Source organism: Larsenimonas salina, from assembly GCF_023736155.1.
Taxonomy (GTDB): domain Bacteria; phylum Pseudomonadota; class Gammaproteobacteria; order Pseudomonadales; family Halomonadaceae; genus Larsenimonas; species Larsenimonas salina.
Window position 1 is genome coordinate 40115 of the sequence record NZ_JAMLJJ010000007.1, and the last position, 23623, is coordinate 63737.

20 protein-coding genes are annotated in these 23623 nt (G+C 58.4%); 10 read left to right on the top strand and 10 right to left on the bottom strand.

Translation table 11 applies throughout. The features are described from left to right. The first annotated feature begins 30 nt into the window (after window positions 1–30). The 5 genes from rpsK (at window position 31) to NAT23_RS12815 (ending at window position 3399) form a co-directional block, all read left to right on the top strand. The gene (gene rpsK, locus NAT23_RS12795; RefSeq protein ID WP_251928905.1) at window positions 31–417 is read left to right on the top strand and encodes a 30S ribosomal protein S11; all 387 of its coding nucleotides are present in this window, start codon (window positions 31–33) and stop codon (window positions 415–417) included. A gap of 12 nt (window positions 418–429) precedes the next feature. Then, a complete protein-coding gene (gene rpsD / locus NAT23_RS12800) occupies window positions 430–1050 on the top strand; it encodes a 30S ribosomal protein S4 (protein ID WP_251595365.1) in 621 nt (206 codons plus the stop codon). Window positions 1051–1101: 51 nt separating this feature from the next. Then, window positions 1102–2100: a DNA-directed RNA polymerase subunit alpha gene (locus tag NAT23_RS12805; RefSeq protein WP_251595367.1), complete on the top strand. Its 999-nt coding sequence runs from the start codon at window positions 1102–1104 to the stop codon at window positions 2098–2100. A 40-nt stretch (window positions 2101–2140) separates the two neighbouring features. After that, window positions 2141–2521, top strand: coding sequence for a 50S ribosomal protein L17 (rplQ, locus tag NAT23_RS12810; RefSeq protein ID WP_251595369.1), 381 nt, complete (start codon window positions 2141–2143; stop codon window positions 2519–2521). A gap of 182 nt (window positions 2522–2703) precedes the next feature. After that, complete coding sequence (locus NAT23_RS12815) at window positions 2704–3399, top strand: EAL domain-containing protein (RefSeq protein ID WP_251928907.1); 696 nt, start codon at window positions 2704–2706, stop codon at window positions 3397–3399. Here the strand turns inward: NAT23_RS12815 and uvrA are convergent, their stop codons facing one another. Next, a complete protein-coding gene (gene uvrA, locus NAT23_RS12820; RefSeq protein WP_251928909.1) occupies window positions 3400–6231 on the bottom strand; it encodes an excinuclease ABC subunit UvrA in 2832 nt (943 codons plus the stop codon). A gap of 186 nt (window positions 6232–6417) precedes the next feature. On the opposite strand from uvrA, the gene ssb reads away from it, so the two are divergent. From ssb to NAT23_RS12835, 3 genes are all read left to right on the top strand, one after another. Further along, window positions 6418–6984, top strand: coding sequence for a single-stranded DNA-binding protein (ssb, locus tag NAT23_RS12825; protein WP_251928911.1), 567 nt, complete (start codon window positions 6418–6420; stop codon window positions 6982–6984). A 289-nt stretch (window positions 6985–7273) separates the two neighbouring features. Beyond that, window positions 7274–8074, top strand: a complete 801-nt coding sequence (locus tag NAT23_RS12830) for a sugar nucleotide-binding protein (RefSeq protein WP_251928913.1) — start codon at window positions 7274–7276, stop codon at window positions 8072–8074. Then, window positions 8071–8799 carry a lysophospholipid acyltransferase family protein gene (locus tag NAT23_RS12835; protein WP_251928915.1) on the top strand — a complete coding sequence of 243 codons (729 nt, stop codon included), beginning with the start codon at window positions 8071–8073 and terminating at the stop codon, window positions 8797–8799. The genes NAT23_RS12830 and NAT23_RS12835 overlap by 4 nt, the downstream gene beginning before the upstream one ends. A 76-nt stretch (window positions 8800–8875) precedes the next feature. Here NAT23_RS12835 and fabB read toward each other — a convergent pair whose 3' ends face one another. From fabB to NAT23_RS12865, 6 genes are all read right to left on the bottom strand, one after another. Further along, on the bottom strand, window positions 8876–10099 hold the full coding sequence (fabB, locus tag NAT23_RS12840) for a beta-ketoacyl-ACP synthase I (RefSeq protein WP_251595380.1): 1224 nt from the start codon (window positions 10097–10099) through the stop codon (window positions 8876–8878). A 13-nt stretch (window positions 10100–10112) separates the two neighbouring features. Next, complete coding sequence (gene fabA / locus NAT23_RS12845) at window positions 10113–10628, bottom strand: 3-hydroxyacyl-[acyl-carrier-protein] dehydratase FabA (RefSeq protein ID WP_251928917.1); 516 nt, start codon at window positions 10626–10628, stop codon at window positions 10113–10115. Window positions 10629–10790: 162 nt separating this feature from the next. Beyond that, window positions 10791–12197, bottom strand: a complete 1407-nt coding sequence (gene phrB / locus NAT23_RS12850; protein WP_251928919.1) for a deoxyribodipyrimidine photo-lyase — start codon at window positions 12195–12197, stop codon at window positions 10791–10793. A 41-nt stretch (window positions 12198–12238) separates the two neighbouring features. After that, window positions 12239–13201, bottom strand: coding sequence for a MerR family transcriptional regulator (locus NAT23_RS12855; protein ID WP_251928921.1), 963 nt, complete (start codon window positions 13199–13201; stop codon window positions 12239–12241). A 200-nt stretch (window positions 13202–13401) separates the two neighbouring features. Then, a complete protein-coding gene (locus tag NAT23_RS12860) occupies window positions 13402–13782 on the bottom strand; it encodes a sirohydrochlorin chelatase (protein WP_251928922.1) in 381 nt (126 codons plus the stop codon). 23 nt (window positions 13783–13805) lie between these two features. Next, window positions 13806–14804: an NAD(P)/FAD-dependent oxidoreductase gene (locus NAT23_RS12865; protein WP_251928924.1), complete on the bottom strand. Its 999-nt coding sequence runs from the start codon at window positions 14802–14804 to the stop codon at window positions 13806–13808. A gap of 149 nt (window positions 14805–14953) precedes the next feature. Here NAT23_RS12865 and NAT23_RS12870 point away from each other — a divergent pair, with 149 nt between their 5' ends. Further along, window positions 14954–15853 carry a TIGR01777 family oxidoreductase gene (locus NAT23_RS12870; protein ID WP_251928926.1) on the top strand — a complete coding sequence of 300 codons (900 nt, stop codon included), beginning with the start codon at window positions 14954–14956 and terminating at the stop codon, window positions 15851–15853. On the opposite strand, the gene rapA is transcribed toward NAT23_RS12870, so the two are convergent. Continuing rightward, complete coding sequence (rapA, locus tag NAT23_RS12875; RefSeq protein ID WP_251928928.1) at window positions 15854–18796, bottom strand: RNA polymerase-associated protein RapA; 2943 nt, start codon at window positions 18794–18796, stop codon at window positions 15854–15856. A 120-nt stretch (window positions 18797–18916) separates the two neighbouring features. Here rapA and NAT23_RS12880 point away from each other — a divergent pair, with 120 nt between their 5' ends. Next, window positions 18917–19174 (top strand): hypothetical protein, encoded by a 258-nt coding sequence (locus NAT23_RS12880; RefSeq protein ID WP_251928931.1) that lies wholly within the window; start codon window positions 18917–18919, stop codon window positions 19172–19174. A gap of 130 nt (window positions 19175–19304) precedes the next feature. Here the strand turns inward: NAT23_RS12880 and nagE are convergent, their stop codons facing one another. Together nagE and ptsP are read right to left on the bottom strand one after the other, a co-directional pair. Further along, complete coding sequence (nagE, locus tag NAT23_RS12885; RefSeq protein WP_251928934.1) at window positions 19305–20993, bottom strand: N-acetylglucosamine-specific PTS transporter subunit IIBC; 1689 nt, start codon at window positions 20991–20993, stop codon at window positions 19305–19307. Further along, complete coding sequence (ptsP, locus tag NAT23_RS12890; protein ID WP_251928935.1) at window positions 20990–23566, bottom strand: phosphoenolpyruvate--protein phosphotransferase; 2577 nt, start codon at window positions 23564–23566, stop codon at window positions 20990–20992. Before ptsP ends, nagE begins: the two co-directional genes overlap by 4 nt. Window positions 23567–23623: the final 57 nt, after the last annotated feature.

The window sequence follows — 23623 nt, forward strand, 5'->3', positions numbered from 1 at the left end:
TTCCGGCGTTTGACATCAGGAAACATCAACATGGCTAACCCGCGTACTAATCGCAAAAAGGTTAAAAAGCAGGTTGTGGATGCCGTAGCGCATATCCACGCCTCTTTTAACAATACGATCGTTACGATCACAGACCGCCAGGGCAACGCCCTCTCCTGGGCCACTGCCGGTGGGTCGGGTTTTCGTGGTTCTCGTAAGAGCACCCCGTTCGCTGCCCAAGTTGCAAGCGAACGTGCAGCGATTGCTGCAGCCGAGTATGGTGTGAAAAACGTCGACGTGCTGGTCAAGGGCCCGGGCCCGGGCCGTGAGTCCGCCGTGCGCGCATTGAATGCCGCCGGTTTCCGCGTGCAAAGCATCACAGACGCGACACCCGTTCCCCACAACGGTTGCCGTCCGCCTAAAAAACGCCGCGTTTAAGGAGAAGGACTTATGGCACGTTATACAGGACCGAGTTGCAAACTTTCTCGCCGTGAAGGTACCGATCTCTTTCTGAAGAGTGGTGTTACCCCGTTCGAGAAGAAGTGCAAGTCCGAACAGCCCCCGGGCCAACATGGCCAGCGCCGTCAACGTCTTTCCGACTACGGCATGCAGCTTCGTGAGAAGCAAAAGGTTCGTCGTATGTACGGCGTACTCGAAAAACAGTTCCGCAACTACTACAAAGCGGCCGCTCGTCAAAAGGGCGCCACTGGTGAAGTTCTTCTTCAGCTGTTGGAAACCCGCTTGGATAACGTCGTCTACCGCATGGGCTTCGGAGCTACCCGTGCCGAAGCGCGTCAGCTGGTCAGCCACAAGGCGATCTCTGTAAACGGTAAGACCGTCAACGTGGCTTCCTACAAGGTTCGCCCTGGCGATGTCGTATCCGTTCGCGAGAAAGCCAAGAATCAGTCTCGTATCCAGAGTGCACTGCAAATCGCTGGCAACCGCGGTGATGTGGCTTGGATCGATGTGGACAGCAAGAAAATGGAAGGCTCCTTCAAGGCGCTTCCGGAGCGTTCTGACCTGTCTGCCGACATCAACGAGAATCTGATCGTTGAGCTGTACTCCAAGTAATCCCCAAGCCGCAACGAAGAGTATCCGTTTGGCAGCCTTAAAGGTGTTCTTATGCAGCGTTCAGTGACAGAATTTCTTCGCCCGCGCGATATCAAGGTCGAAGAAGTCAACGCCAACCACGCAAAAATCGTTCTCGAACCATTCGAGCGCGGATTTGGCCATACGTTGGGGAACGCATTGCGTCGTATCCTCTTGTCTTCCATGCCAGGTTGTGCGGTCGTGGAAGCCGAGATCGAAGGCGTCTTGCATGAGTACAGTGCAGTAGAAGGGGTGCAGGAGGATGTCATTGAGATCCTCCTGAACCTGAAGGATGTGGCGTTCAAGATGCACGGCCGTGATGAAGCGACCGTTACCTTGAGCAAGCAGGGCCCTGGCGTACTTACGGCGGGCGATATCGTGGTCGATCATGACCTTGAAATCGTTAATCCGGATCACGTCATTGCCCACCTGAACGACGGTGGTGAGCTCAAGATGCAGCTGCGCATTCAGCGTGGCCGTGGTTATGAGCCTGCCGACGTTCGTGCCCAAGACGACGACGAATCCCGTCCGATCGGTCGCTTGCAGCTTGACGCTACCTTCAGCCCCGTGCGTCGGGTTTCCTATTCCGTTGAGGCCGCTCGTGTCGAGCAGCGTACAGACCTTGATAAGCTTGTTATCGATCTGGAAACTGACGGCACGCTCGATCCGGAAGAAGCTATTCGTCGCAGCGCCACTATCTTGCAAGAACAGCTGGCAGCATTCGTTGACCTCGAAGCCGATAAGGAACAAGAGGTCGAAGAGGAAGAGGAGCAGATCGATCCGATCCTGCTTCGCCCTGTAGACGATCTCGAGTTGACCGTTCGCAGCGCCAACTGCCTCAAGGCCGAGAACATTTACTATATCGGTGATCTCATTCAGCGCTCCGAAGTTGAGCTGTTGAAGACGCCGAACCTCGGTAAAAAGTCCTTGAATGAAATCAAGGATGTACTTGAAGCACGTGGTCTGTCGCTCGGCATGCGGTTGGATAACTGGCCGCCCGCGAGTTTAAAAGACGATAAGGCCTCCGCCTAAACGGGTGACTCGAGTCCAAGACTGGTAAGGAATCACAACCATGCGTCATCGTAAGAGTGGTCGCCAACTAAATCGTAATAGCTCGCATCGAAGCGCCATGTTCAAGAACATGTGCGTTTCCCTGGTCGAGCACGAAGTGATCAAGACCACACTCCCCAAGGCTAAAGAGCTGCGTCGTCATATCGAGCCGCTGATCACTTTGGCCAAGAACGACAGCGTCGCCAATCGTCGCCTTGCTTTTGATCGCACGCGCTCAAAAGAGGCTGTAGGTAAGCTGTTCAACGAACTGGGTCCGCGTTACACCGCCCGTCCCGGCGGTTATGTTCGCGTACTCAAGTGCGGCTATCGTGCCGGCGACAACGCGCCTATGGCGTTTGTCGAACTGGTCGATCGCCCCGTTGTTGAAAGCGACGACGAGTAATCGCTCGTGTTCGTTAATGAAAGCCGGCCTTAGGGCCGGTTTTTTTATGACCAAACCATTATAGGTGTGCGTCATCAGGCCGATATGGAGTAGGAATTCCTGACCCTGGCCTACTCTCTATGTCTTCTTGTGCCTCCGAGCAGTCGTGTCTGTGCCATCGGCCTCTTGGGTTCGACATCAGAATGGCATTTCAGCCCATCGTCGATCTCTCCAAAAGAGATATCCATGCCTATGAAGCGCTGGTTCGAGGCGTTAATGGCGAAGGCGCGCACAGTATTCTCTCTCGTGTTCAAAGCGATGATGTCTATCGATTCGATCAGGCCTGTCGCACCCAGTCGCTAAAACAAATTTCTGCACTTGAAAGTCATCATCCGGTGTCTATCAACTTCATGCCGAATGCTGTTTATGATCCCGAAACATGTCTGCGCTCGACCATTGCCATTGCCAAGAAGCTTCACTGGCCGCTTGAGAGCATCATTTTTGAAATCACCGAAACCGAGCTGATTCCAAGGTTTGATCATCTTGCTGATATAGTGAATACCTATAGATCCCTCGGGTTGAAAGTGGCCCTGGATGATTTCGGTTCGGGCAGCTCGAATCTAGAAACTCTGGTACACGTAACGCCAGACTATTTAAAGTTGGATCGTGCCCTTGTCGATGGTATCGGCAGTGATCGTCGCAAGCAGAAAATTGCCAATGCCATGCTGGTGATGCTTGATGGCGAGGCAACGCAAATAGTGGCTGAAGGCGTAGAGACGATGGGTGACGCCCAGTGGCTTTTTGACCATGGGATCACCCTTCAGCAGGGGTATTTCTTTGCCCGCCCCCAGCTCGACACATTGCCTTCGGTTAATTGGCCGAGCTGGAGCGTTAGCTGATCAGTACCCGCGTTCGAGCAAGGGCTTCAGGAAATGCCCGGTGTGAGACGCCGTTTCCCTGCACACCTCTTCTGGCGTTCCCTCGGCGATAATTTGCCCGCCGCCAGAGCCGCCCTCTGGGCCGAGGTCGACCAGCCAGTCGGCGGTTTTAATGACATCCAGGTTATGCTCGATCACGACTACGGTATTGCCTTGATCTCGTAGCTTATGCAGCACAGCCAGCAATTGACGGATGTCCTCGAAGTGAAGTCCTGTGGTTGGCTCATCGAGAATGTATAGGGTGCGTCCGGTATCGCGCTTGGCAAGTTCTCGAGCCAGTTTGGTGCGCTGGGCCTCGCCGCCGGAGAGCGTTGTCGCACTTTGACCCAGCTTGACATAGGAAAGTCCCACATCCATCAGTGTCTGAAGCCGCCGCGCAATGGCTGGTACTGGGCTGAAGAACTCGAGTGCCTCTTCAATGGTCATCTCGAGTACTTCGTGAATATTTTTACCCTTGTAGTGGATGTCGAGCGTCTCGCGGTTATAACGCTTGCCCTTGCAGACATCGCAGGGCACATAGATATCCGGCAGGAAATGCATCTCGACCTTGATCATTCCCTCACCCTGACAGGCTTCGCAGCGCCCTCCCTTGACGTTGAACGAAAAACGCCCGGGTTTGTAGCCTCGTGATCGAGCCTCTTCCGTTCCGGCGAACAGCTCGCGAATCGGAGTGAAAATACCGGTGTAGGTGGCCGGGTTCGAGCGGGGGGTTCGTCCGATCGGGCTTTGATCGATATCGATGACCTTGTCGAGCTGATCCAGGCCATGAATCTTGAGGTAGGGGGCAGGTTTAAGGCTGGTTGCCTTATTAAGCTCACGGGCCGCGATAGGCATCAAGGTGCCATTGATCAGCGTTGACTTGCCCGAGCCCGAGACGCCCGTGATGCATACGAACATGCCCAGCGGCAGAGTAAGTGTGACGTTTTGCAGATTATTGCCCCGGGCGCCTTCAAGCACGAGTTGCTGTTCCGGGTGAGCCGGTTTTCGGGTTTTCGGAATCTCGATTTGACGAGTGCCTGACAGGTATTGCCCCGTCAGTGACGCCGTATCGGCTGCAATATGCTCAGGAGTGCCCTGGGAGACGACTTGGCCGCCATGTACGCCGGCGCCGGGGCCGATATCAAGGACGTGATCCGCAGCGCGTATGGCGTCTTCATCGTGTTCGACCACAATCACCGTATTGCCGAGATCTCTAAGGCGCTTGAGCGTCCCGAGCAGGCGGTCATTGTCGCGCTGATGCAGGCCGATCGACGGCTCGTCCAGGATATACATGACGCCAACGAGGCCAGCACCGATTTGACTGGCCAGTCGGATACGCTGAGCTTCGCCGCCTGAGAGGGTGTCGGCACTGCGCTCGAGCGTCAGATATTCTAGGCCGACGTTGACCAGAAACTGCAATCGACTGGTGATTTCGTTGAGAATCTTGAGCGCAATCTCGCCCTTGCGGCCCGGCAGTTCGAGGTTCTCAAAAAACGTATGGCTTTCGCCGATCGGGTCGCGGACCACATCAGGCAGTGCGCGCTCCGCCACGAATACGTTGCGCGATTCCTTTCTCAATCGGCTGCCATCGCAGCTGGGGCAGGGTTGTACCGACAGCAGTTTGGCCAGGTCATCGCGGACCATGTTGGAATCGGTCTCTCGGTACCGGCGTTCCATATTGGGCAAAATGCCCTCGAACGGATGCTGGCGTTCGACCTTGCGGCCACGGTCGTTGACGTAGCTGAAGGAAACCGCTTCCTTGCCGCTGCCGTGCAGCACGATTTTCTGTATACGTGCATCAAGCGCCTGCCACGGCGTCTCAAGTTCGAATCCGTAGTGCTTGGCCACCGCTTCGAGCTGCGAAAAATAATAGATGCTGCGTCGGTCCCAGCCTTTGATCACGCCTTCGGCCAGAGAGAGTTCGGGCTGGCGGATCAACTTATCCGGATCAAAGAACTGGTAGCTGCCAAGCCCTTCACAGCTTGGGCAGGCACCTGCCGGATTGTTGAACGAAAACATGCGGGGCTCGAGCTCGGCGATGGAGTAGCCACACATTGGGCAGGCGAACTTGGACGAAAACACCATATCGTCGTGCTCGCCGTCCATGAAATGCAGAAGCGCGCTGCCTTCTGAAAGCCCGAGGGCGGTTTCAAGCGACTCCGCAAGCCGCTGCTGGAGATCATTTCGAATCTTGAAGCGGTCAACGACGACGCTTATGTCATGCTTCTTGGTTTTCTCAAGCGTCGGAAAATCATCGAATTCGACAATCTGGCCATCGACCATCGCGCGAACGAACCCTTGTGCACGAAGCTCGGTGATCAACTGCTGATGTTCACCCTTACGCCCACTGATGACCGGCGCCATCAGCATGGCCTTGGTACCTTCCGGTAGCGTCAGGATCTGGTCGACCATCTGGGATATGGTCTGAGCCTCAAGGTCAGTGCCGTGATCGGGGCAGCGGGGGGTGCCGGCGCGGGCATACAGAAGGCGCAGGTAGTCATAGATTTCGGTGATGGTGCCGACGGTCGAGCGTGGGTTGTGCGAGGTCGATTTCTGCTCGATGGAAATGGCCGGTGACAGACCTTCGATATGGTCGACGTCGGGTTTTTCCATCATGGACAGGAACTGGCGGGCATAGGTCGAGAGCGATTCAACGTAACGGCGTTGGCCTTCGGCGTAGAGCGTGTCGAAGGCCAGCGACGATTTGCCGGAACCGGACAGGCCGGTAATGACGATCAGTTTGTCTCGAGGCAGGTCTACGTCGATGTTTTTCAAGTTATGCGTGCGCGCGCCGCGCACAAAGATCTGATCCATATAACCCTACTCGGCCAGTATAAAAGTGCCAGTATAGGAGGCGGGCTCGTCGAGTCGCAAAGCATTCACACAATTGATTCGCAAGCGTCGGTCAGAGGCCGTTGCTGTGTTACACTACAGGGTTTTAGACACTATCCAGCAATGAGTTCGGCACGTGTGATGCGTCGCTAACGAAGGGAGATCTTCATGGCTCGTGGTATTAACAAGGTAATTCTGATCGGAAATCTCGGGCAAGACCCTGAAGTTCGTTTTACGCCCTCAGGCACAGCGGTTGCCAACTTGAATCTGGCAACGTCTGACAGCTGGACGGACCGTCAAACCGGTCAGCGTCAGGATCGCACCGAATGGCACCGGGTTGTGCTGTTCAACAAGCTGGCGGAAGTGGCTCAGCAATACGTCAAGAAAGGCTCCAAGGTTTATATCGAAGGCCGGCTACAGACGCGCAAATGGCAGGATCAAAACGGTCAGGATCGCTACAGCACCGAGATCGTTGCCAATGACATGCAGATGCTCGATGGCCGTGGCGGTGGTGATCAGCCTCAGCAGGGCAGCTACAATCAGGGCCAGCAGAGCAATTACAACCAAGGCCAGCAGCAAAACTATGGCCAGGGCTCGCAAGGTGGGCAGCAGGGCGGCAACTACGGTCAGTCCGGCAACTCAACCCGCCAGGCTCCGCCTCAGCAGCAGAATCAGAACGCCAATGCGCCCCAGCCGGGTGGTTTTGACGATTTCGATGATGAAATCCCGTTCTGATAGACGCGTCCTTTAGCGCGTCATGAATCCCCGGTTAAAGAGCCCGCTGACACGCGGGCTTTTTTTAGAGTCATTCTCTTGTATCAAGTGACGGTCATCGCATCAAAGGGCGCGCGCCGGGCGTTCTAGGGACAACCCACGACTGCCAATGTATAGTGAGGTGTCTTTTCTGCAGACGTGTTCGATCTTCGATGGTTCTGAAAAAAGGGTGAGTGTGAAAGTTCTAGTTCTTGGGGCGGCACATTGCTTGAGTCGCGCGCTTGTACGAGACGGTGCGCGCCGAGCCGATATGTCCATTGAAACCTACGACCCTGCAACGCCTGATGATCTGGGGTGGTCTCAGCCGGGCATCGATGCAATTGTCGTACCGCCGCTAGCGCATCCCGCAAGCGCAGAGCCCGCACGAGTGTTCGATCATGCTGCAATGGTCGAGCATGTGTTCGCTCATTGCGCGCGTCATGATCTGCCATTGGTGTGGTGTGTCAGCGATCAGATGTTTGAAGCCGGCGGTGACGAGCCGATCAAGGAGTGCCTGATTCCCGAGCCGATCGATTCAGGGCTCCGTCGGCTTGTGAAAACCGGATCGATGATTCGTGCGCGCAAGGCCAAGCACATCATCTTGCGTGTCGGCCCGCTCTTTGGCATCGAGGGCGAAGACGCATGGTTGCCGAACATCATCGACACATTGCTGGCTCAGAAAACGATCAGCGCTCCTCAGGATGTCGTGGTCGGTCCGACGTCGGTTGAGGCACTCTCCATGGCGCTGACCGGTATCCTGCTTCAAATCAATTATGGAGCAACGCATTGGGGGGCGTACCATCTGGCCGGTATCGAGCCGGTTACGCCGTTCGCATTTTCATCGATGGTGCGCACGCAGCTGGATACGCTTCTGAGCGGTCAGGGGCTGGAGCGACCGCTGGGTGACGTTCGCGCACTCAGTCACCATCACGATCAGCCGATGCGTCGGGTGTTGAACTGTCAGCGTTTGCTCGAAACCTATGGGGTGCACCAGCGCCCTTGGCGCGTCGAGCTTGAACGGTTATTAAAGCACTGGTGTGAGCAGGCACAGGCGGGTGAGGTCAACGTATGAGCGCGCTTCGAAGTGTTCTGTTTTATATCGGCTACTTTGCCGGCATCGTTTTCTTTGGCGTGTTGTTTGGTCCGATCGCTGCGTTTTTACCGCTGCGTCGTCGGTTCGCGCTGCTTAATAGCTACAACCGCTTTGCGGTGTTGTGGTTAAAGTGGACATGCGGCGTGCGTTATAAGGTTGAATACCAGGCTCCTCTGCCCAAGGGGACCTTTGTCATGCTGTCCAATCATCAAAGTGAGTGGGAAACCTTATATCTGCAGCTGATTACATCGCCGGTGTGTACGGTGCTCAAGAAAGAGTTGCTCAGTCTGCCCATTTTTGGTTGGGCACTTAGACTGCTCAACCCGATCCCTCTAGATCGATCGAATCCTTCAGCGGCGTTGCGTGCGGTTATTTCGGAAGGAGGAGAGCGCTTGAAAAGCGGATTGTCGATTCTGATCTTTCCCGAAGGAACGCGGGTTGAACCTGGAAGGCGTCGGCGATTCAATAAAAGTGGTGCTTTAATTGCCTCAAATGCGGGGGTGCCGGTCGTGCCTATCGCTCATAATGCTGGTGACTGCTGGCCCGGGAAGACCTTCATCAAGCGTCCGGGCACCATTACCGTTGTTATCGGTGCGCCGATTCACGCTAATGGCCGCAGTGCCAAAGAGGTTATCCAAGAGGTCGAACGCTGGTCGGATGAGCAGCTGATGCGTATATCGCGTGACTATGCGCCGCCCAAGTAGTCGTTGGCGCAGTGTTTGACGTAAAAAAAAGCCGGTGATGGACACCGGCTTTTTTAGTGGGGCTCATGCGACAGGTTCAGTCGGCTTGATACCGCTCGAAGATCAGGCAGGCATTGGTGCCGCCGAAACCGAAGCTGTTCGACAGTACTCGGTTTAGGCGAACGTTGTCCCGTCGAGTGGTCACGATATCGAAACCGTCCGCATCCGGATCCTTTTCATCGACGTTGGCCGAGGCGCAGATGAAATCGTTTTTCATCATGAGCAGCGAGTAGATGGCTTCCTGAGCGCCCGTAGCGCCGAGTGAGTGGCCAGCCAGAGACTTGGTCGATGAGATTGCCGGAACGTTATCGCCGAACAGGCTGCGAAGCGCCTTCAACTCCGCCATGTCGCCAACCGGAGTTGAGGTGCCGTGCGTGTTGATGTAGTCGATCTTTGGATCACTCAAGGTGGAGATCGCCTGCTTCATGCAGCGCACTGCCCCTTCACCGGAGGGAGCAACCATGTCGTGCCCGTCGGAGTTTGCACCGTAACCGGTCAGCTCCGCATAGATCTTGGCACCGCGCGCCTTGGCGTGTTCGAGCTCTTCGAGCACGAGCATGGCGCCACCGCCTGCAATGACAAATCCATCACGCGAGGTGTCGTAAGGGCGAGAGGCCTTGTCCGGCGTATCGTTATAGCCGGTGGACAGAGCGCCCATCGCGTCGAAGAGACAGGACAGGGTCCAGTGCTCTTCTTCGCCGCCGCCGGCAAACACGATGTCCTGCTTGCCAAGCTGGATCTGTTCCATGGCGCTGCCGATGCAGTGTGCCGAGGTGGAGCAGGCCGAGGAGATCGAGTAATTGAGTCCCTTGATCTCGAACGGCGTCGCCAGACACGCAGATACGGTACTGCCCATCGTGCGAGTAACACGATAGGGGCCAACGCGGCGAAGCCCTTTCTCGCGCAGGATGTCAGCGGCTTCGACCTGATTGGCCGAGGACGCGCCGCCAGAGCCCGCGATCAGACCCGTTCGTTCGTTGGAGACCTGATCGTGAGAAAGTTCGGCGTCTTCGATGGCTTGTTGCATCGCAACGTACGCGTACGCGGCTGCATCGCCCATGAAGCGGCGACGCTTGCGATCAACAAGCGCGTCGAGATCGATATCGACAGCGCCGGCAACATGGCTTCGCATTCCGCGTTCAGCGTATTCTTCGCGATAGCGTATACCCGAGCGGCCATTTTTCAGGGCATCAAGGACTTGGTGCTGGTCGTTGCCCAAGCAGGAAACGATGCCCAGGCCGGTGACTACCACTCGTCGCATGGGAGCCTCCCGATTAAAAGTTCGACGTAGATGTGAACAGGCCGACGCGGAGGTCGTTGGCCTGATAGATCGGCCGATCGTCGACACTGACCGTGCCGTCCGCAATGCCAAGAATCAAACGGCGAGTAATCACTCGTTTGATGTTGATGTGATACGTCACTTTCTTGGCATCGGGAAGAATCTGGCCCGAAAACTTGACCTCGCCACAACCGAGGGCTCGGCCACGACCTGGGTGTCCCAGCCAGCCTAGATGAAAGCCGACAAGTTGCCACATGGCATCAAGTCCCAGGCAACCGGGCATGACCGGGTCGCCGGGAAAATGGCATTCGAAGAACCAGAGGTCGGGACGAATATCCAGCTCGGCAATGAGCTCGCCCTTGCCGTACTGGCCACCTTCTTCATGGATATGCGAGATGCGATCGAGCATCAGCATATTGGGGGCCGGGAGCTGGGCATTACCTGGGCCGAAAAGCTCGCCTTGGCTACATTGAAGCAGCTCATCACGCGTAAAAGAGTGTTGCTTGGTCACTGACTCGTTCCGAGAATAGTAAGGATTATGCTCTCTCTCTGGAGCGCGTCCTAATCTGCATTAACGAAGACAGGCAGCCTCGGCTGCCTGTCGGCTATACACAACCGAATGCATTATTGCACACAATCATGCCGTGTTTCGATGTTAATACGTCGTAGGGCATCAAAGCGCCTTGAAGGCGTCCAGCGCTCTTTCCCGTGCGGCCTTGTGATCGACCATGGGCTCAGGGTAGCCGCACTCCTTGCGCTGTTCCTTACGCGGGGCGTGTCGGTGCTTCTTGGCCAGCGGTTCAAGGCAGGGGAGGTACTGCACGATGAAATGGCCCTCCGGGTCGAATCGTTCAGACTGAGTAGTCGGATTGAAGATACGAAAATACGGGCTTGCATCGGTGCCGGTTGAGGCTGACCACTGCCACCCCCCGTTATTGGCGCCGAGTTCACCGTCGACCAGGTGTTCAAGAAAGAAGCGTTCTCCCCAGCGCCAATCGATCAGAAGATGTTTGGTTAGGAACATGGCGGTCACCATGCGCAAGCGATTATGCATCCAGCCGGTCTTGACCAGCTGCTTCATGGCCGCATCGACCAGCGGATACCCGGTTTCTCCGGCGCACCAGGCGTCGAAGTCCTTGGTGCTCTGGCGCCATTTGAGCTTTTTGGTTTGTTCCTGGAATGGCTGATGCATGCTGACTCTGGGAAAGCCGACCAGTACGTGTTGATAGAACTCGCGCCAGACCAGTTCGCTTATCCAGCTGACAATCGAGGCGTCGCCATCGCCGAGCCGATTATCATTGCGGCCCATGGCAGCGGCAATGCACTGCCTTGGCGAGATCATGCCAAGAGCCAGGTAAGCCGACAGAGTGCTGGTGGATGACGCGTAGGGAAAATCGCGTTTGTCATCGTAATGGCGGACGCGGTGTCTCAAGAAATACTCGAGGCGATTTTCTGCTTCTTCAGTGCCGGCAGGCCACTGACTTTCATCAATGGCTGACTCGAGCTTTGGCATTTCAAGGGTGTCGCTTTCCACGCCTTTGATCGGCGCCTGCCGGCTGGGCGTGTCATAAAGCGAGAGCTCATCATCGCCAACGGCCTTAAGCCACGCCTTGTAAAAGGGCGTGAAGACCTTGTAGTACGCATCATCGTTCGTGGTCAGCGACCCCGGCGCCATTACTAGATTGGCGTCATCGCGGTGGACGTTGAGGTCGTTGTCCTGAAAGAGCGTGCTAACAGCTTCATCGCGTGTGCGTTCGTTGACGCCGTATTGATTGCTGAAGTGAAGGTCGGTGCACTCAAGCGATTGGGCCAACTCGAGCAGCGCCTTTGGACAATCATCGTAAGTGTCGGCGTAAATCAGTTTCAGTGGGATTCGAAGTGATTTCAGATCAGCACCCAAGGCCTCAATGCCTCGGTACCAGAATGAAAGCTTGTTATCGCCGTGTCCGTGCTCGCGCCATTGTGACGGTGTTAGCGTACATACTGCGATGCAGGGGCCGCGAGCAGCCGCCCGCGAAAGAGCGGCATGGTCGTGGATTCGAAGATCCGTTCGAAACCAGACCAGTTGGTTTCCCGACATGGACAACCTCCGTGTTCATCGTGTCAGGGGGAATACTCGGGTCAGTCGATCAAATGGCGAATCAACCGAACGCTGCGTGTGAGATCGATTTCAAGGGGTTGTACACCATGTGCCTTGAGATTTTTGGAATCGGTGGAGGCCATCGAGCCATATACGCAGACAGGGACGTGCGTATTTTTCATGATTCGTTCGATGCCAGCGTCCGCGTCCGCGACGTCTTTGGAGGCCGTGCCGTCATGAGCGGCGCCAGCAAATACGGCAATATCGGTACGGCAGCGCTGCAACAGCGACAGGAAGGCGTCTGCATCAACGTGATGATCGATCAACGTAATGTGAAAGCCGCCGGCTGACAGTGCGCTGGCAAGCATGAGAAGACTCAGGTTGTCGCCACGCTCGGGGTAGGGCGCTAAAAGTAGGCGCGGCGTACTGATCTCAAGGTTGGTGTAATAAAGACGAAGTGACAGCCGCGTTCGCAGAAAGCTTTCAAGAAACAAGCGTGACGCTGAGTGTTCAGAGTCGGCGTTCTCGAGTTGATCGACCACGGGACGCAAAACGTTATTGAGCACGGTAGTGATCGGATAGCGACCCAATAGCGTGGTGTAGTACTGATCCAGCCCCTGCTCGTCGAATCGCTCGATCAGTGCGCGCATGTCATTGGCAATCTCGGACCATTCACCGCTTTGCTCAAGTGAGGCTGGGCCCTCTGCATGCTTGGCCTCGGGCGAGGCTTCTGAAGCGGCTGTGTCTTCAGGAAGCTCTTTATCGAGAAGATCACTGACTTGGCTTACAGGCACACCGCGGTTCAACCACTGAACGATGCGCTCGACGCGCTCGATATCAGTTCGACCGTACAAGCGATGGCCCTTGGGTGTGCGACGTGGCTGAATCAGACCATATCGCCGTTCCCAGGCGCGAAGCGTGACCGAGTTGACGCCGGTCAATCGGGAAACTTCGCGGATCGGATAAAGTGGGCCGCCTGTTTCCGTGACGCTTTGATCGCTCATGTCGGTGATGCCTCCTTTTCGTGATGCGGCACGGGCCAGAATGACTGCCGGTGCAGCATTGGAAACGTAGCGAGAGTTCTAAAAGACACTTGGGTCCGGGCTCTCGACACCATTCCAGCGTCGGACATTCAGCGCCGCATCGCGAAATAAATGCTGTATCTTGAGTAAAATTTTGTACACGTGATCGCTATTGTACAAGATTAATCCACGTTTTGCCCACTGATACCTTCTTCAATGATGCGAATGAGTGCATCAGTGAACGCGGGGTGCTGCCCAACCGGCGGCATGAGCTGAATCGATAAACCTGGATGGCGTTCACTCATGGCCTCAATTTGAGCAGGAACGTCCTTGCGGAGATGGCGACCTACAGCAAAGAACAGGGGAAGAATATCGATACGTTCAAAGCCTTCCTTGTCGAGGTTGGCAATAGTGTCTTCCAAAAGCGGGTCACAAAGCTCCATGTAAGCCATTTCGACGCGAGCCTCGGCGCGCTGCTTTAAATGCGCTTCCAGTTCCTGGAACGGCTGCTGCCATTGGGTATCGGGGGAGCCATGGGCCATGAGGACATATGCGGTTTTCATGAAAAAAGGTCTCGATTAAAGGCTTAGTTGGAAAGAAGGCGGGCCAATACGTTGCGCGCGCAGGTGCGTCCGGAGAGCCAGGCGGCTTCAACGTTATTACCGAGACACCAATCACCACACACACTTAAATGCCTCGACGACGGTGGATGATGTTCGGGTGATCGACGTTCGACCAAAGGTTCGGCATAGCGCCAACGATGCGCTTTCAGACGTATGGCGCCTGGCAGGGGGTCAGGGTAGCGATTCAGGAAGGTGTGCCAAAGCGTGGCCGCAATGACATCGGGCGTTTTTTCAAGATGGGTCCGACTCCATTCCGGGCGGGCAATCAGGCGAATGGCCGGTGAGTTTTCGCGCCCCGGTTTGGCCGACTGGTATTCGGCAAAGCCGATCGGGCCGCTTTCGATGTAGAGCGCGTCCCAATCAAGCTCCGGAAATTCATTCAATACCGCATGGACGTTCCAGCAGGGGTGAAAGGCCGTTCTACTGCACAGGGCTTTTAAGTCCTGCTCGCTCTCGGGCAGAAGCGCGAATGCCTGTTTGGGAGGAAGCGCCAGAATGACATGATCGAATGGGCCGGCACGCTGGCCATTTTCAAGCTCTAGATAAACCTGATCGTTTGCGTACTCGATGGCGCTCACGTGTGCCTGAGTCGTAACGTTCAATCCCTGAGACATGTAGCGCGTAATCGCACTCATGCGGGGATTGCCTGCAAAGCGCAGATGCTGCATGTCGTAGTTGTGGATCTGGCGATTTTTAAGACGCTTGGGCGACAGGGGCCAGTGAGAAATGATGCCCGCCGACAGCCAGCGCTCCACAGTGCGCTTGAACTCTGTGCTTCGCGCCGAGAAGCAGGGCACACCGAGGTCAATGGTGCATTCGCGCTCGCGGCGCGACGACATGCGGCCACCGGGGCCGCGTGCCTTTTCGAACACGCTGACCGACAAGTCCGCACGGCTTATCGTTTGAGCAGCGCTCAAGCCTGAAATGCCTGCCCCAATGACTGCAATCTTTGGCGACGCCATAGCCTTCCCTGAATCGATGTGAGGTCATAATGTATCAGTCTGGTACAGGTTTCTTCTAGCGTGTATAGGCTAGCAGGCACTATGTTGAAAAAAGCCTACCAGTACATCGTTGAAAAAAACCTACCAGTACATCGAGGGAGTGGCAGACAGTGAATATTTTGATAACAGGGGCCACCGGGTTTGTCGGTGTCCCTCTATGCAAGGCGCTTGATGCCAAGGGGCACCGTCTATTGGTGGTAAGCCGCTCACCGGAAAAGGCATCTGAACAACTTGGCATGCCGGTCAAGGCCCAGGATGACCCCATGGCGTTCAAGGATGAGCCGATCGATGCCATCATCAATCTGGCGGGCGCATCGATTGCAGGTCGCCCCTGGACCGACTCGCGCAAGAAAACCCTCATCGATAGCCGGGTTGAAACAACAAGGGCACTGGAGCGGCTTTGTCAGGCGATGAGCACGCCGCCCAAGGTGCTGGTGTCCGGTTCGGCCATGGGCTATTACGGCGCCCAGGGTGAGCGGGAGGTAACGGAAGAAACACCTCCAAACCCTGAGTTCGCGCATGAGCTGTGTCAGAAATGGGAAGATGCTGCACGCCGTATCGAAGCGCTTGGCGTGCGGACGGCGATCATACGTATTGGGCTGGTGCTCGAGCGCGATGGTGGCACGTTAAAGCCGATGCTTCCCGTGTATAAGCTTGGCCTAGGGGCGACGCTTGGGTCGGGGACGCAGTACATGCCCTGGATTCATCGCACCGATCTAATCCGAATCATCGAGTTCCTGTTGGTGCATGACACCCTCGAGGGGCCGTTCAATGCTGGCGCTCCGAACCCGGTTACCAATCGCGTTTTTACCAAGTCTCTGGCCCATGCCTTGCACCGGCCGGCGCCCTGGCGCATACCCGGGTTTGCCCTGAAAGCCGCCATGGGAGAAATGTCTCGGCTTCTGTTAACGGGCGCACGAATGAAGCCCGCACGCCTTGAGGCGGCGGGCTTTGAGTTTCGCTACCCAGAGCTTGATGGCGCGTTCTTGGCCATCGTCAACGGGCGATGATCAGGCCGGAACATCCACGGTCAGGATCACGCGCACGGCATCAAGCCGCAGGCGCGAGGTACGAATGGCGTCACTAAGCTGCGCCTTTTCCTGACGCATGAGGTCGACTTCCGCCTCGGGCACGCTGCCGAACCGCTGTGAAAGCGCCGTCAGCCGATCGATTTCCGCGTCAAGCGTGTCGCTCATCTCGGCGTGGGCGTCGTTCACGACGCTCTTGAGCGAGGCGTCCGCGTGCTGTTCGGCCTGATCCATCAGGTCGCGCACCAGAGTATGACGGTCCTTGATCAGGTTGCGTGCGATGCCTTTCTTGACGTGCTGAAGATTTTTCGCGAGTCCGCCGAAGGAGACGCTGGCGGACAGATCCTTGCCTGATTGATCGATCAGTACACGCACCGTGGTCGGTGGCAGGTACTGGCCCACATGAATGTTTTTTGGCGCAGGCGTCGAGGTGCAGTAAATGGCCTCGAGCATCACGCGGTCGCCGGGAATGCTTGGGTGCTGCAAAAGCCCGAGCGCCGTATTGCCCATCGCCCCCATGGTCAGATGCGACAGCATTTCCTGCACCAATGGGTGCTCCCAGGAAAGCCGTTGAATGTCATCCCGACTCAGCGCCAGCTCCCGTGATTGGGTCGCGGTGAAGCCTTCCTCGCCTTTGATCAGCCCCGGCAGGCCATCCATCATGTGCGGCCCGGGGTGCAAATACGTCAGGTTTTCGCCAAGCTCTCGGGTATCGATGCCGAAAATGTCGAAGGCCTGATCCAGGAACTTGGGTAGCGTAGGGTCGTCATCGAGGTCGCGGATATTATCGATCACGTGCTCGGCGTGCGCCGGGTTCTGAGAACCCAGTTCGAGCAGGCGATTACGCCCGGCCAGCCGCTCGGCCTGGATCGCCTCGAAGCGCGGCCGGGTCTCGGCGATCAGCTCTTCAAGCGCCTCATCATCGAGCAGGCTGTCGGCCAGCCGGTCCCCGAATTCATCGAACAGCGTGCTGCCTATCCCGTGCGGAAAACTGAAGGCGTCGGAGCCTTCGTTGTACCAGCGAAGCAGGCGCGCCATCGGGCTTTCCTTGAAGACCGGCAGATGAATGTCGATCGGATAGCGCTGGCCGATACGGTCGAGTCGACCGATGCGCTGCTCGAGCTGATCGGGGTGCGGCGGCAGATCGAACATGATCAAGTGATGGCAGAACTGGAAGTTGCGCCCTTCTGAGCCGATTTCGGAGCAGATCAGTAGCGGACTGCCTTCTGTCGCATCCTGTTCGGCGAAGGCGGCTGCGGCGCGGTCACGCTCGATCAGCGTCATGCCCTCGTGGAACACCGGCACATGCAGTCCGGTCAGCACCTGAAGGCCGGCCGAGAGCTCGCGTGCGGTTTCGGCGAAGTGACAGATCAACAGCGCCTTCTCACCCGGGTGCTCCTTGAGCCACTGCGTCAGCCACTCGACGCGGGTGTCGGTTTTCCACCAGGGGGTGCCGTCGCCACTCATGCGCTCGCGGTCGAGCGCACTCAGCGTTTCCTCAAGGTACAAAAGCACTTCAGGGTGATCGATGCCGGTCTCGATCAAGAGCGTATCCAGATACTCCTCATCGCGGTCCAGCTTCTTGAGAATGCGCTGATAGTTGCTCGGTGCCTCGAGCTCGCTGACGTGCAGTCGACGCTCTGGAAAGCCCGCCACATGGCGGCGGCTGTTGCGGAACATGACGCGGCCGGTGCCATGACGGTCGAGCAAATGCCGGCGAAGCGATTGACGACATGCAATAGCGTCGTCCTCCTCGGCCTCGGCCAACCGCTCGAGCAGACCCTGGCTGTCGGCGTCATCCAGCAACTCATCGAGCACCTTGCGGTTGTCAGGCTCGGCGGGGTAGTGATCGAGTGCCTCGACGGCGCCGGCCACCCCTTGAAAGTTGGCTTCTTCGGCCTGGAAGCGTTCAAGGTCGGTATAGCGGTTCGGGTCGAGCAGGCGCAGGCGGGCAAAGTGGCTCTCAGGGCCCATTTGCTCAGGGGTTGCGGTCAGAAGCAGAATGCCCTGGCTTGCCGCGGCGAGCTGCTCGACGCACTCATACCCGGTATCACCGCCGGTGTCGCTGCTCCACTCGAGGTGATGCGCCTCATCAACGATCAGAAGATCCCAGCTGCTCTGCGCGGCCTGCTCCTGACGGTGCGGATTGGCGAACAGCCATTGCTGGCTTGCAAGAATCAGCTGGCGGCTCTCGAACGGGTTCTGAGTGCGCTCCATGGCGCCGCTTTGCTGCTCATCGAGCAGAGTGACCTCGATTGAAAACCGTCGCAGAAGCTCCACCAGCCACTGATGCGTCAGACTTTCCGGCACCACGATAAGCGCACGCGACGCACGGCCGATCGTTAGCAGGCGATGAAGGATCAGGCCGGCCTCGATGGTCTTGCCAAGGCCCACTTCGTCGGAAAGCAGCACGCGTGGCAGTCGTCGGCGGGAAACGTCATCGGCGATGAACAGCTGATGCGGTACGAGATCGACGCGCGGCCCGGACAGGCCGAACGCAGGATGGCGCTGAAGCCGGTTCAGGCACTGAAGGCTGCGGTAGCGCAGGTTGAACCAGTCGTTGCGATCGATCTGTCCTGTCAGCAGCCGGTCGCGGGCCTGGTGAAACTGCATCTTGTCGCTGATCTTCGGCTCAGGCAGCTCTCGAAGCTCACCGTGCTCGTCTTCACCGATGTAAGTGATCAGGCCGTTTTGATCCTTGGTGTCCTCGACGATCAAGATCCAGCCATCGGTGGCCTCGACTCGATCGCCGCTGCCGAAGGCCACGCGGGTCAGCGGGGCGTCCTTCGACGAATACGTGCGTGTTTCATCACTGGCGCCGAAAAGCACCGTAACGCTTCGGAAGTCGACGTTCAGGATGGTGCCCAGACCAAGTTCGGCTTCGCCATCGCTGATGTAGCGCTGGCCGGGAATGAAATCGCTCATGCTTTAAAAAAGGCCTCAAGTATCCAAGTTCGTGCCGGCGGCGCGGTATCTTACCTGAAAGGTGGGGATGGCTTAAGGGCCAGTCTGACCATCGCCCCGGGCGGGTGAATTGCTGCTAGCATGGCGCCGGCCCAGACGGTACAGACGCACCACGATGACGAGGGAGAGAAAGGCGTGTTCGATCGATTGAGAGCGGTGGCGATTTCATCCCAGGCGCTTGGTTTCATCATGATAATTGCGTTCGAAACCTGGCTGCCGCCCGGGCAGGTCCGCCCGGCGCAGGCCATGGTGCTTGCGTTGATGCTTTTCGCGGCGCTTGGCGTAGCCCTGGCGCGCCGCTATCGGCGTAACCGGCGCTTGAAAGGGCGAGAGGAGTAAATAAGGGCGAGAGGAATAAATAAGGGCGAGAGAAGTAAATATCGGCACGCTTTCGAGCTGAGCGAGAGATCAAGAGCGCGCCGAGTGCATCCGGCGCGCCCATGCTCAGCGCGGGGTTCTTGCTGCGTAACTAGGCCGTGCGGGCGGCATCGAGCGCCTGGCCGAGCGCGGTTGCCTCATCGCCCACGATAAGATGAACGACGCCTTGCGCCACGGTGAGGTGACCCTGAACGCCCAGCGCATGCAGTGCATCGAGGTCGAGCCTGTCCGCATCGGCGAGCGTGAGCCGCACGCGTGTGTGCGCCACTGGCGCGGCAGCGTGCAGGTTGTCGCGGCCGCCGAGGGCCTCCAGCCACTCACGCAGTCGGGTCGAATCAAGCGCCTGAGCGGGCTCGGTTGACGTGTCTTCGGCCGTGGCGACCGTCTCGCTCGGGGCGGTGCCCTGAGCGCGCATTGCCTGTCGAATGTCATCGGCAACCTGGTCGGCGATCGGCCCGACAATCACCTGAAGCCCACCGCCGCTCAGTTTGAGAACGGCGCGGGCGCCGAGTGAGCGCAGGGCGGATTCGTCGATTGAGTCGGTGGACGCCAGAATCAGACGCAACCGGGTCGTGCAGGCACCGACGCCGTTGATGTTGTGTGCCCCACCCAGTGCGGTAACAAAGGCCGGGCCGCGCTCACCAAGTTCCTCTGCCGTCACGGTGACGGTGTCCTTCTCGCGGCCGGGCGTGGCGATGTCGAAACGAGCGATGGCCCAGCGGAAGATGCCGTAGTAAAGCGCGAAGAACACCACGCCCACTGGCAGCAGCATCCAGCCATTGGTAGAGAGCCCGTATGACAGCCCGTAGTCGAAGGCGCCTGCCGAGAACGTGAAGCCGAGCTTGACCCCCAGTGCGCTCATGAGCGCCATCGACGCGCCGGTCAGCAGGGCATGAATGCCATAAAGCACCGGGGCCAGGAACATGAAGGTGAACTCGAGGGGTTCGGTAACGCCGGTCAAAAAGGCAGTCAGCGCCAGAGACAGCAAGAGGCCGCCGACCTGGGCGCGCCGGTCTCTGCGTGCACAGTGGTACATCGCAAGCGCCGCACCCGGAAGGCCAAACATCATGACGGGGAAGAAGCCGGCCATGAAACTGCCCGCGCTCGGGTCGCCTGCAAAGAAGCGGTTCAAATCGCCCGTGGCGTCACCGTAGTGGCCGAACACGAACCAGACGAAGCTGTTCAGCACGTGGTGAAGGCCGGTCACGATCAAAATGCGATTCAACACGCCATAGACGAACAGGCCCAGCTCGCCGGCATCGATCAGCCACTGCCCGAGCAGGTCGATGCCGTGCTGAATGGGCGGCCAGAGATAGCCAAAGGCCACCCCGAGCACGACCGCGCTCAGACCGGTTGCGATCGGAATGAACCGCCGGCCGCCGAAGAACGCCAGATAATCCGGTAGATCGATGGCGCGATACCGATTGTAGAGAACGCCCGCGACGACCCCCATCACGATGCCTGCCAGCACGCCCATGTTGATCTCCGGGTCGAGCGCCTTCAGCACGGCAGTCAACACCAGATAGCCGATGGTGCCGGCAAGTCCGGCAGCGCCGTTGTTGTCATCGGCGATACCGACCGCGACCCCGATGGCAAAGATCAGTGCCAATTGCGCGAAGATGGCGTTACCGGCATCGGCAATGAAGGCAACGTCGAGCAGGTCTGGCTGCCCCAGTCGCAGCAGCAGACCCGCGACCGGGAGCACCGCGATCGGCAGCATCAGGGAGCGGCCGAGCAGCTGCAACCCGCCGAGCATTGTTTGACCAAGGGGCGTTCTCATGACGGTGTCTCCGTGGCAGTAAGCGAGAAATCGGCCAGGCGCGCGCGGACATGTGCCGCATCCGGCTGGCGCAGCAGGTCTGGGATCATGGCGATCAGAGTCTGCTCATCGAGCCGCCTGAGCGCCTGTTTGAGGGTGGCAATGCGGGTGGGCTCGACCGAAAGCTCGGCCACCCCCATGGCCGCATACACGCAGGCGGCGAGTGTTTCCGCGGCGGCGCCGCCACACACGCCGACCGGACACGTGGCACCGGCCTGATCGATGGTTTCCTTGATCAGGCGCAAGACGGCCGGGTGCAGCGCGTCAGCAAAAGAGGCGAGCGCATCGGCCTCGCGGTCCATGGCCAGAGTGTATTGAGTGAGGTCATTGGTGCCGATCGACAGGAAATCGGCGTGTGCGGCCAACGTGCCGGCATTCAACGCAGCACTTGGAACTTCGATCATCGCGCCAAGCTTCGGCAGTCTCTCGATACCGAGCGCTGAAGCGCGAGCCTCCATACGCTTTCGGACCCAGGCAAGCTCCCGGGCTTCGGTCACCATCGGCACCATGATGTGCAGGTTCGAATCTGGCCCTGCGTCCTGGCCTGCGCGCAGCAGCGCATCGAGCTGAGTTTCCAGAAGCTCGGGCTGGTGCTGCCAGAGGCGTACGCCGCGGATGCCCAGCGCCGGGTTAGGCGCAAACGGGGCCTGAACGTAGGGCACCTGCTTGTCGGCGCCGATATCGAGCAGGCGAATGATGACCGGTTTGCCTGGAAGTGCGGCCAGCGCACGGGCGTAGGCGTCCTGTTGGTCGGCGGCGCTTGGTGCGCGATCCCGGTCCAGAAACAGGAATTCGCTGCGAAACAGGCCAATGCCATCGGCGCCGCTCTCGGCGGCGGCGTACGCCTCCTCGGCGGTGCCGATGTTGGCGTAGATGCCGATCTCGGTGCCGCCCAGGGTGATGGCCCGCTGATGAGCGTTTGCCTCGGCCTTCATTCGGCGTTCGTTCAGCGCCGATTGGCGATCAAGTGCGTCAGCCTGTTGATCCTGCGTCGGTGAGGCCAACAGGTATCCGTGCTGGGTGTCCAGAAGTGCGCGTTCAGCGGTAACATCAAGTACGGATGCACCGAGCCCGACCAGACACGGTAAGCCGCGCGCCCTGGCCAGAATCGCCAGATGAGATGTCGTGCCGCCCTTTGCAAGCGCAAGGCCCCCCATGCGCGAGGCGCGCTCAACGAAGTACGAGGGCGTCATGGTGTCCGCCACGACGATTGCGCCCTCCGGAAAGGTCGCACTGCCCTCGTTGTCGTGGCTGAACCGCGCCATGAGGCGGCGCTGAACGTCTCGAAGATCGTCGTTTCGCTCTCGAAGCAGGGCGTTGTCGCTGCGGGCGAGCGTCTCGAGCTCCTGGTCGATGGCGCGCCGCCAGCCATGGGCGGCGCTGGCCCCGTCCTCGATGGCCTTTACGGCCGCCTCGAACAGTGCCGGATCATTGACCAGTGCCAGATGAGCCTCGAACACGTCGGCGTCGGCCCGGCGCTGGCTTTGACGGGCCTGATCACGTTCTAGGGTAATGTCGTGTTCAAGCGCCGTCAGCGCCTCACGAAGGGCTACGGTCTCCGTTTTTGGCGAGACGCCTTGTGGCTCAACCTCCGGCAGCGCCTGTTCGATGCGGGCCAATGGCGCCAAAACGATGCCTTCACTCGCAATCTGGCCTACCAGTGCGTGCTCGGGCGCCTCTTGGTCGTCGGGGCCTGTTTTAACGTCGGAGTTTGTTTTTAAAGAGGTGTCTTGTGCCCGACCAGCGTCGGGGGCGTGCGCCTCGTGCGTGCTTGCAAGCAGCGCCTCGACCGCGTCCAGCGCGGCTTCGGGCGTGGCGCCCTTGGCCGTGACATCGACGTATTGATTGTTACCAAGGCTCAGGCCAAGCAGCCCGGTCAGGCTTTTGGCGTCGGCCGACTGGCCCTGGTCGTTGGTCAGCGTCAATGTGACCTCGTGCTGCTGGGCCAGGGCCCGCAGACGCGCTGCGGGTCGTGCATGAATACCCTGAGGCAGGCGTATGTGCAGACGGCGGTGGGCGCGCGGGGTGTCATCAAGTGCTGGGGCGGCGGCTGTGCCTGCGTGTTGGCCAAGGCGCACTGTCAGTAGCGGCTGACCGGCCTTGACCCGCTGATGAGGGGGTGCCAGGACGTGAACCGTTGCACGCTCGGCATTAGTCAGTACCAGCGGGGTGATCAAGGCCCGGGCGCGACACGCCAGCGCGTCGATGTCGTAGGTGCATAGAGGGTCGCCCTCTGAAACCGCTTGACCTTCGCGAACGAGCAGTTCGATACCCTCACCGTCGAGGGCCACGGTGTCGATGCCAAGGTGCAGCAGCCACTCGAGGCCGTGGTCGTCGCGCAGGGTAACGGCGTGGCGCGTGCGAGCGCACTGCACGATCACGCCGCTGCAAGGGGCGTGTAACGTGTTGCCCAGCGGGTCTAGAGCGATACCCGGGCCGAGCGTTTCGCCTGAAAAGACCGGATCGGGAACCTGGTCGAGCGGGACAACGATCCCGTCGACAGGCGCGGTGAGCGTGAGGTCAGTGGCCGTCATGTAAGACTCTCTTGGGGCCTGGTCGGCCCACGTGTTGTTGTTGGAGTGGCGCATTCC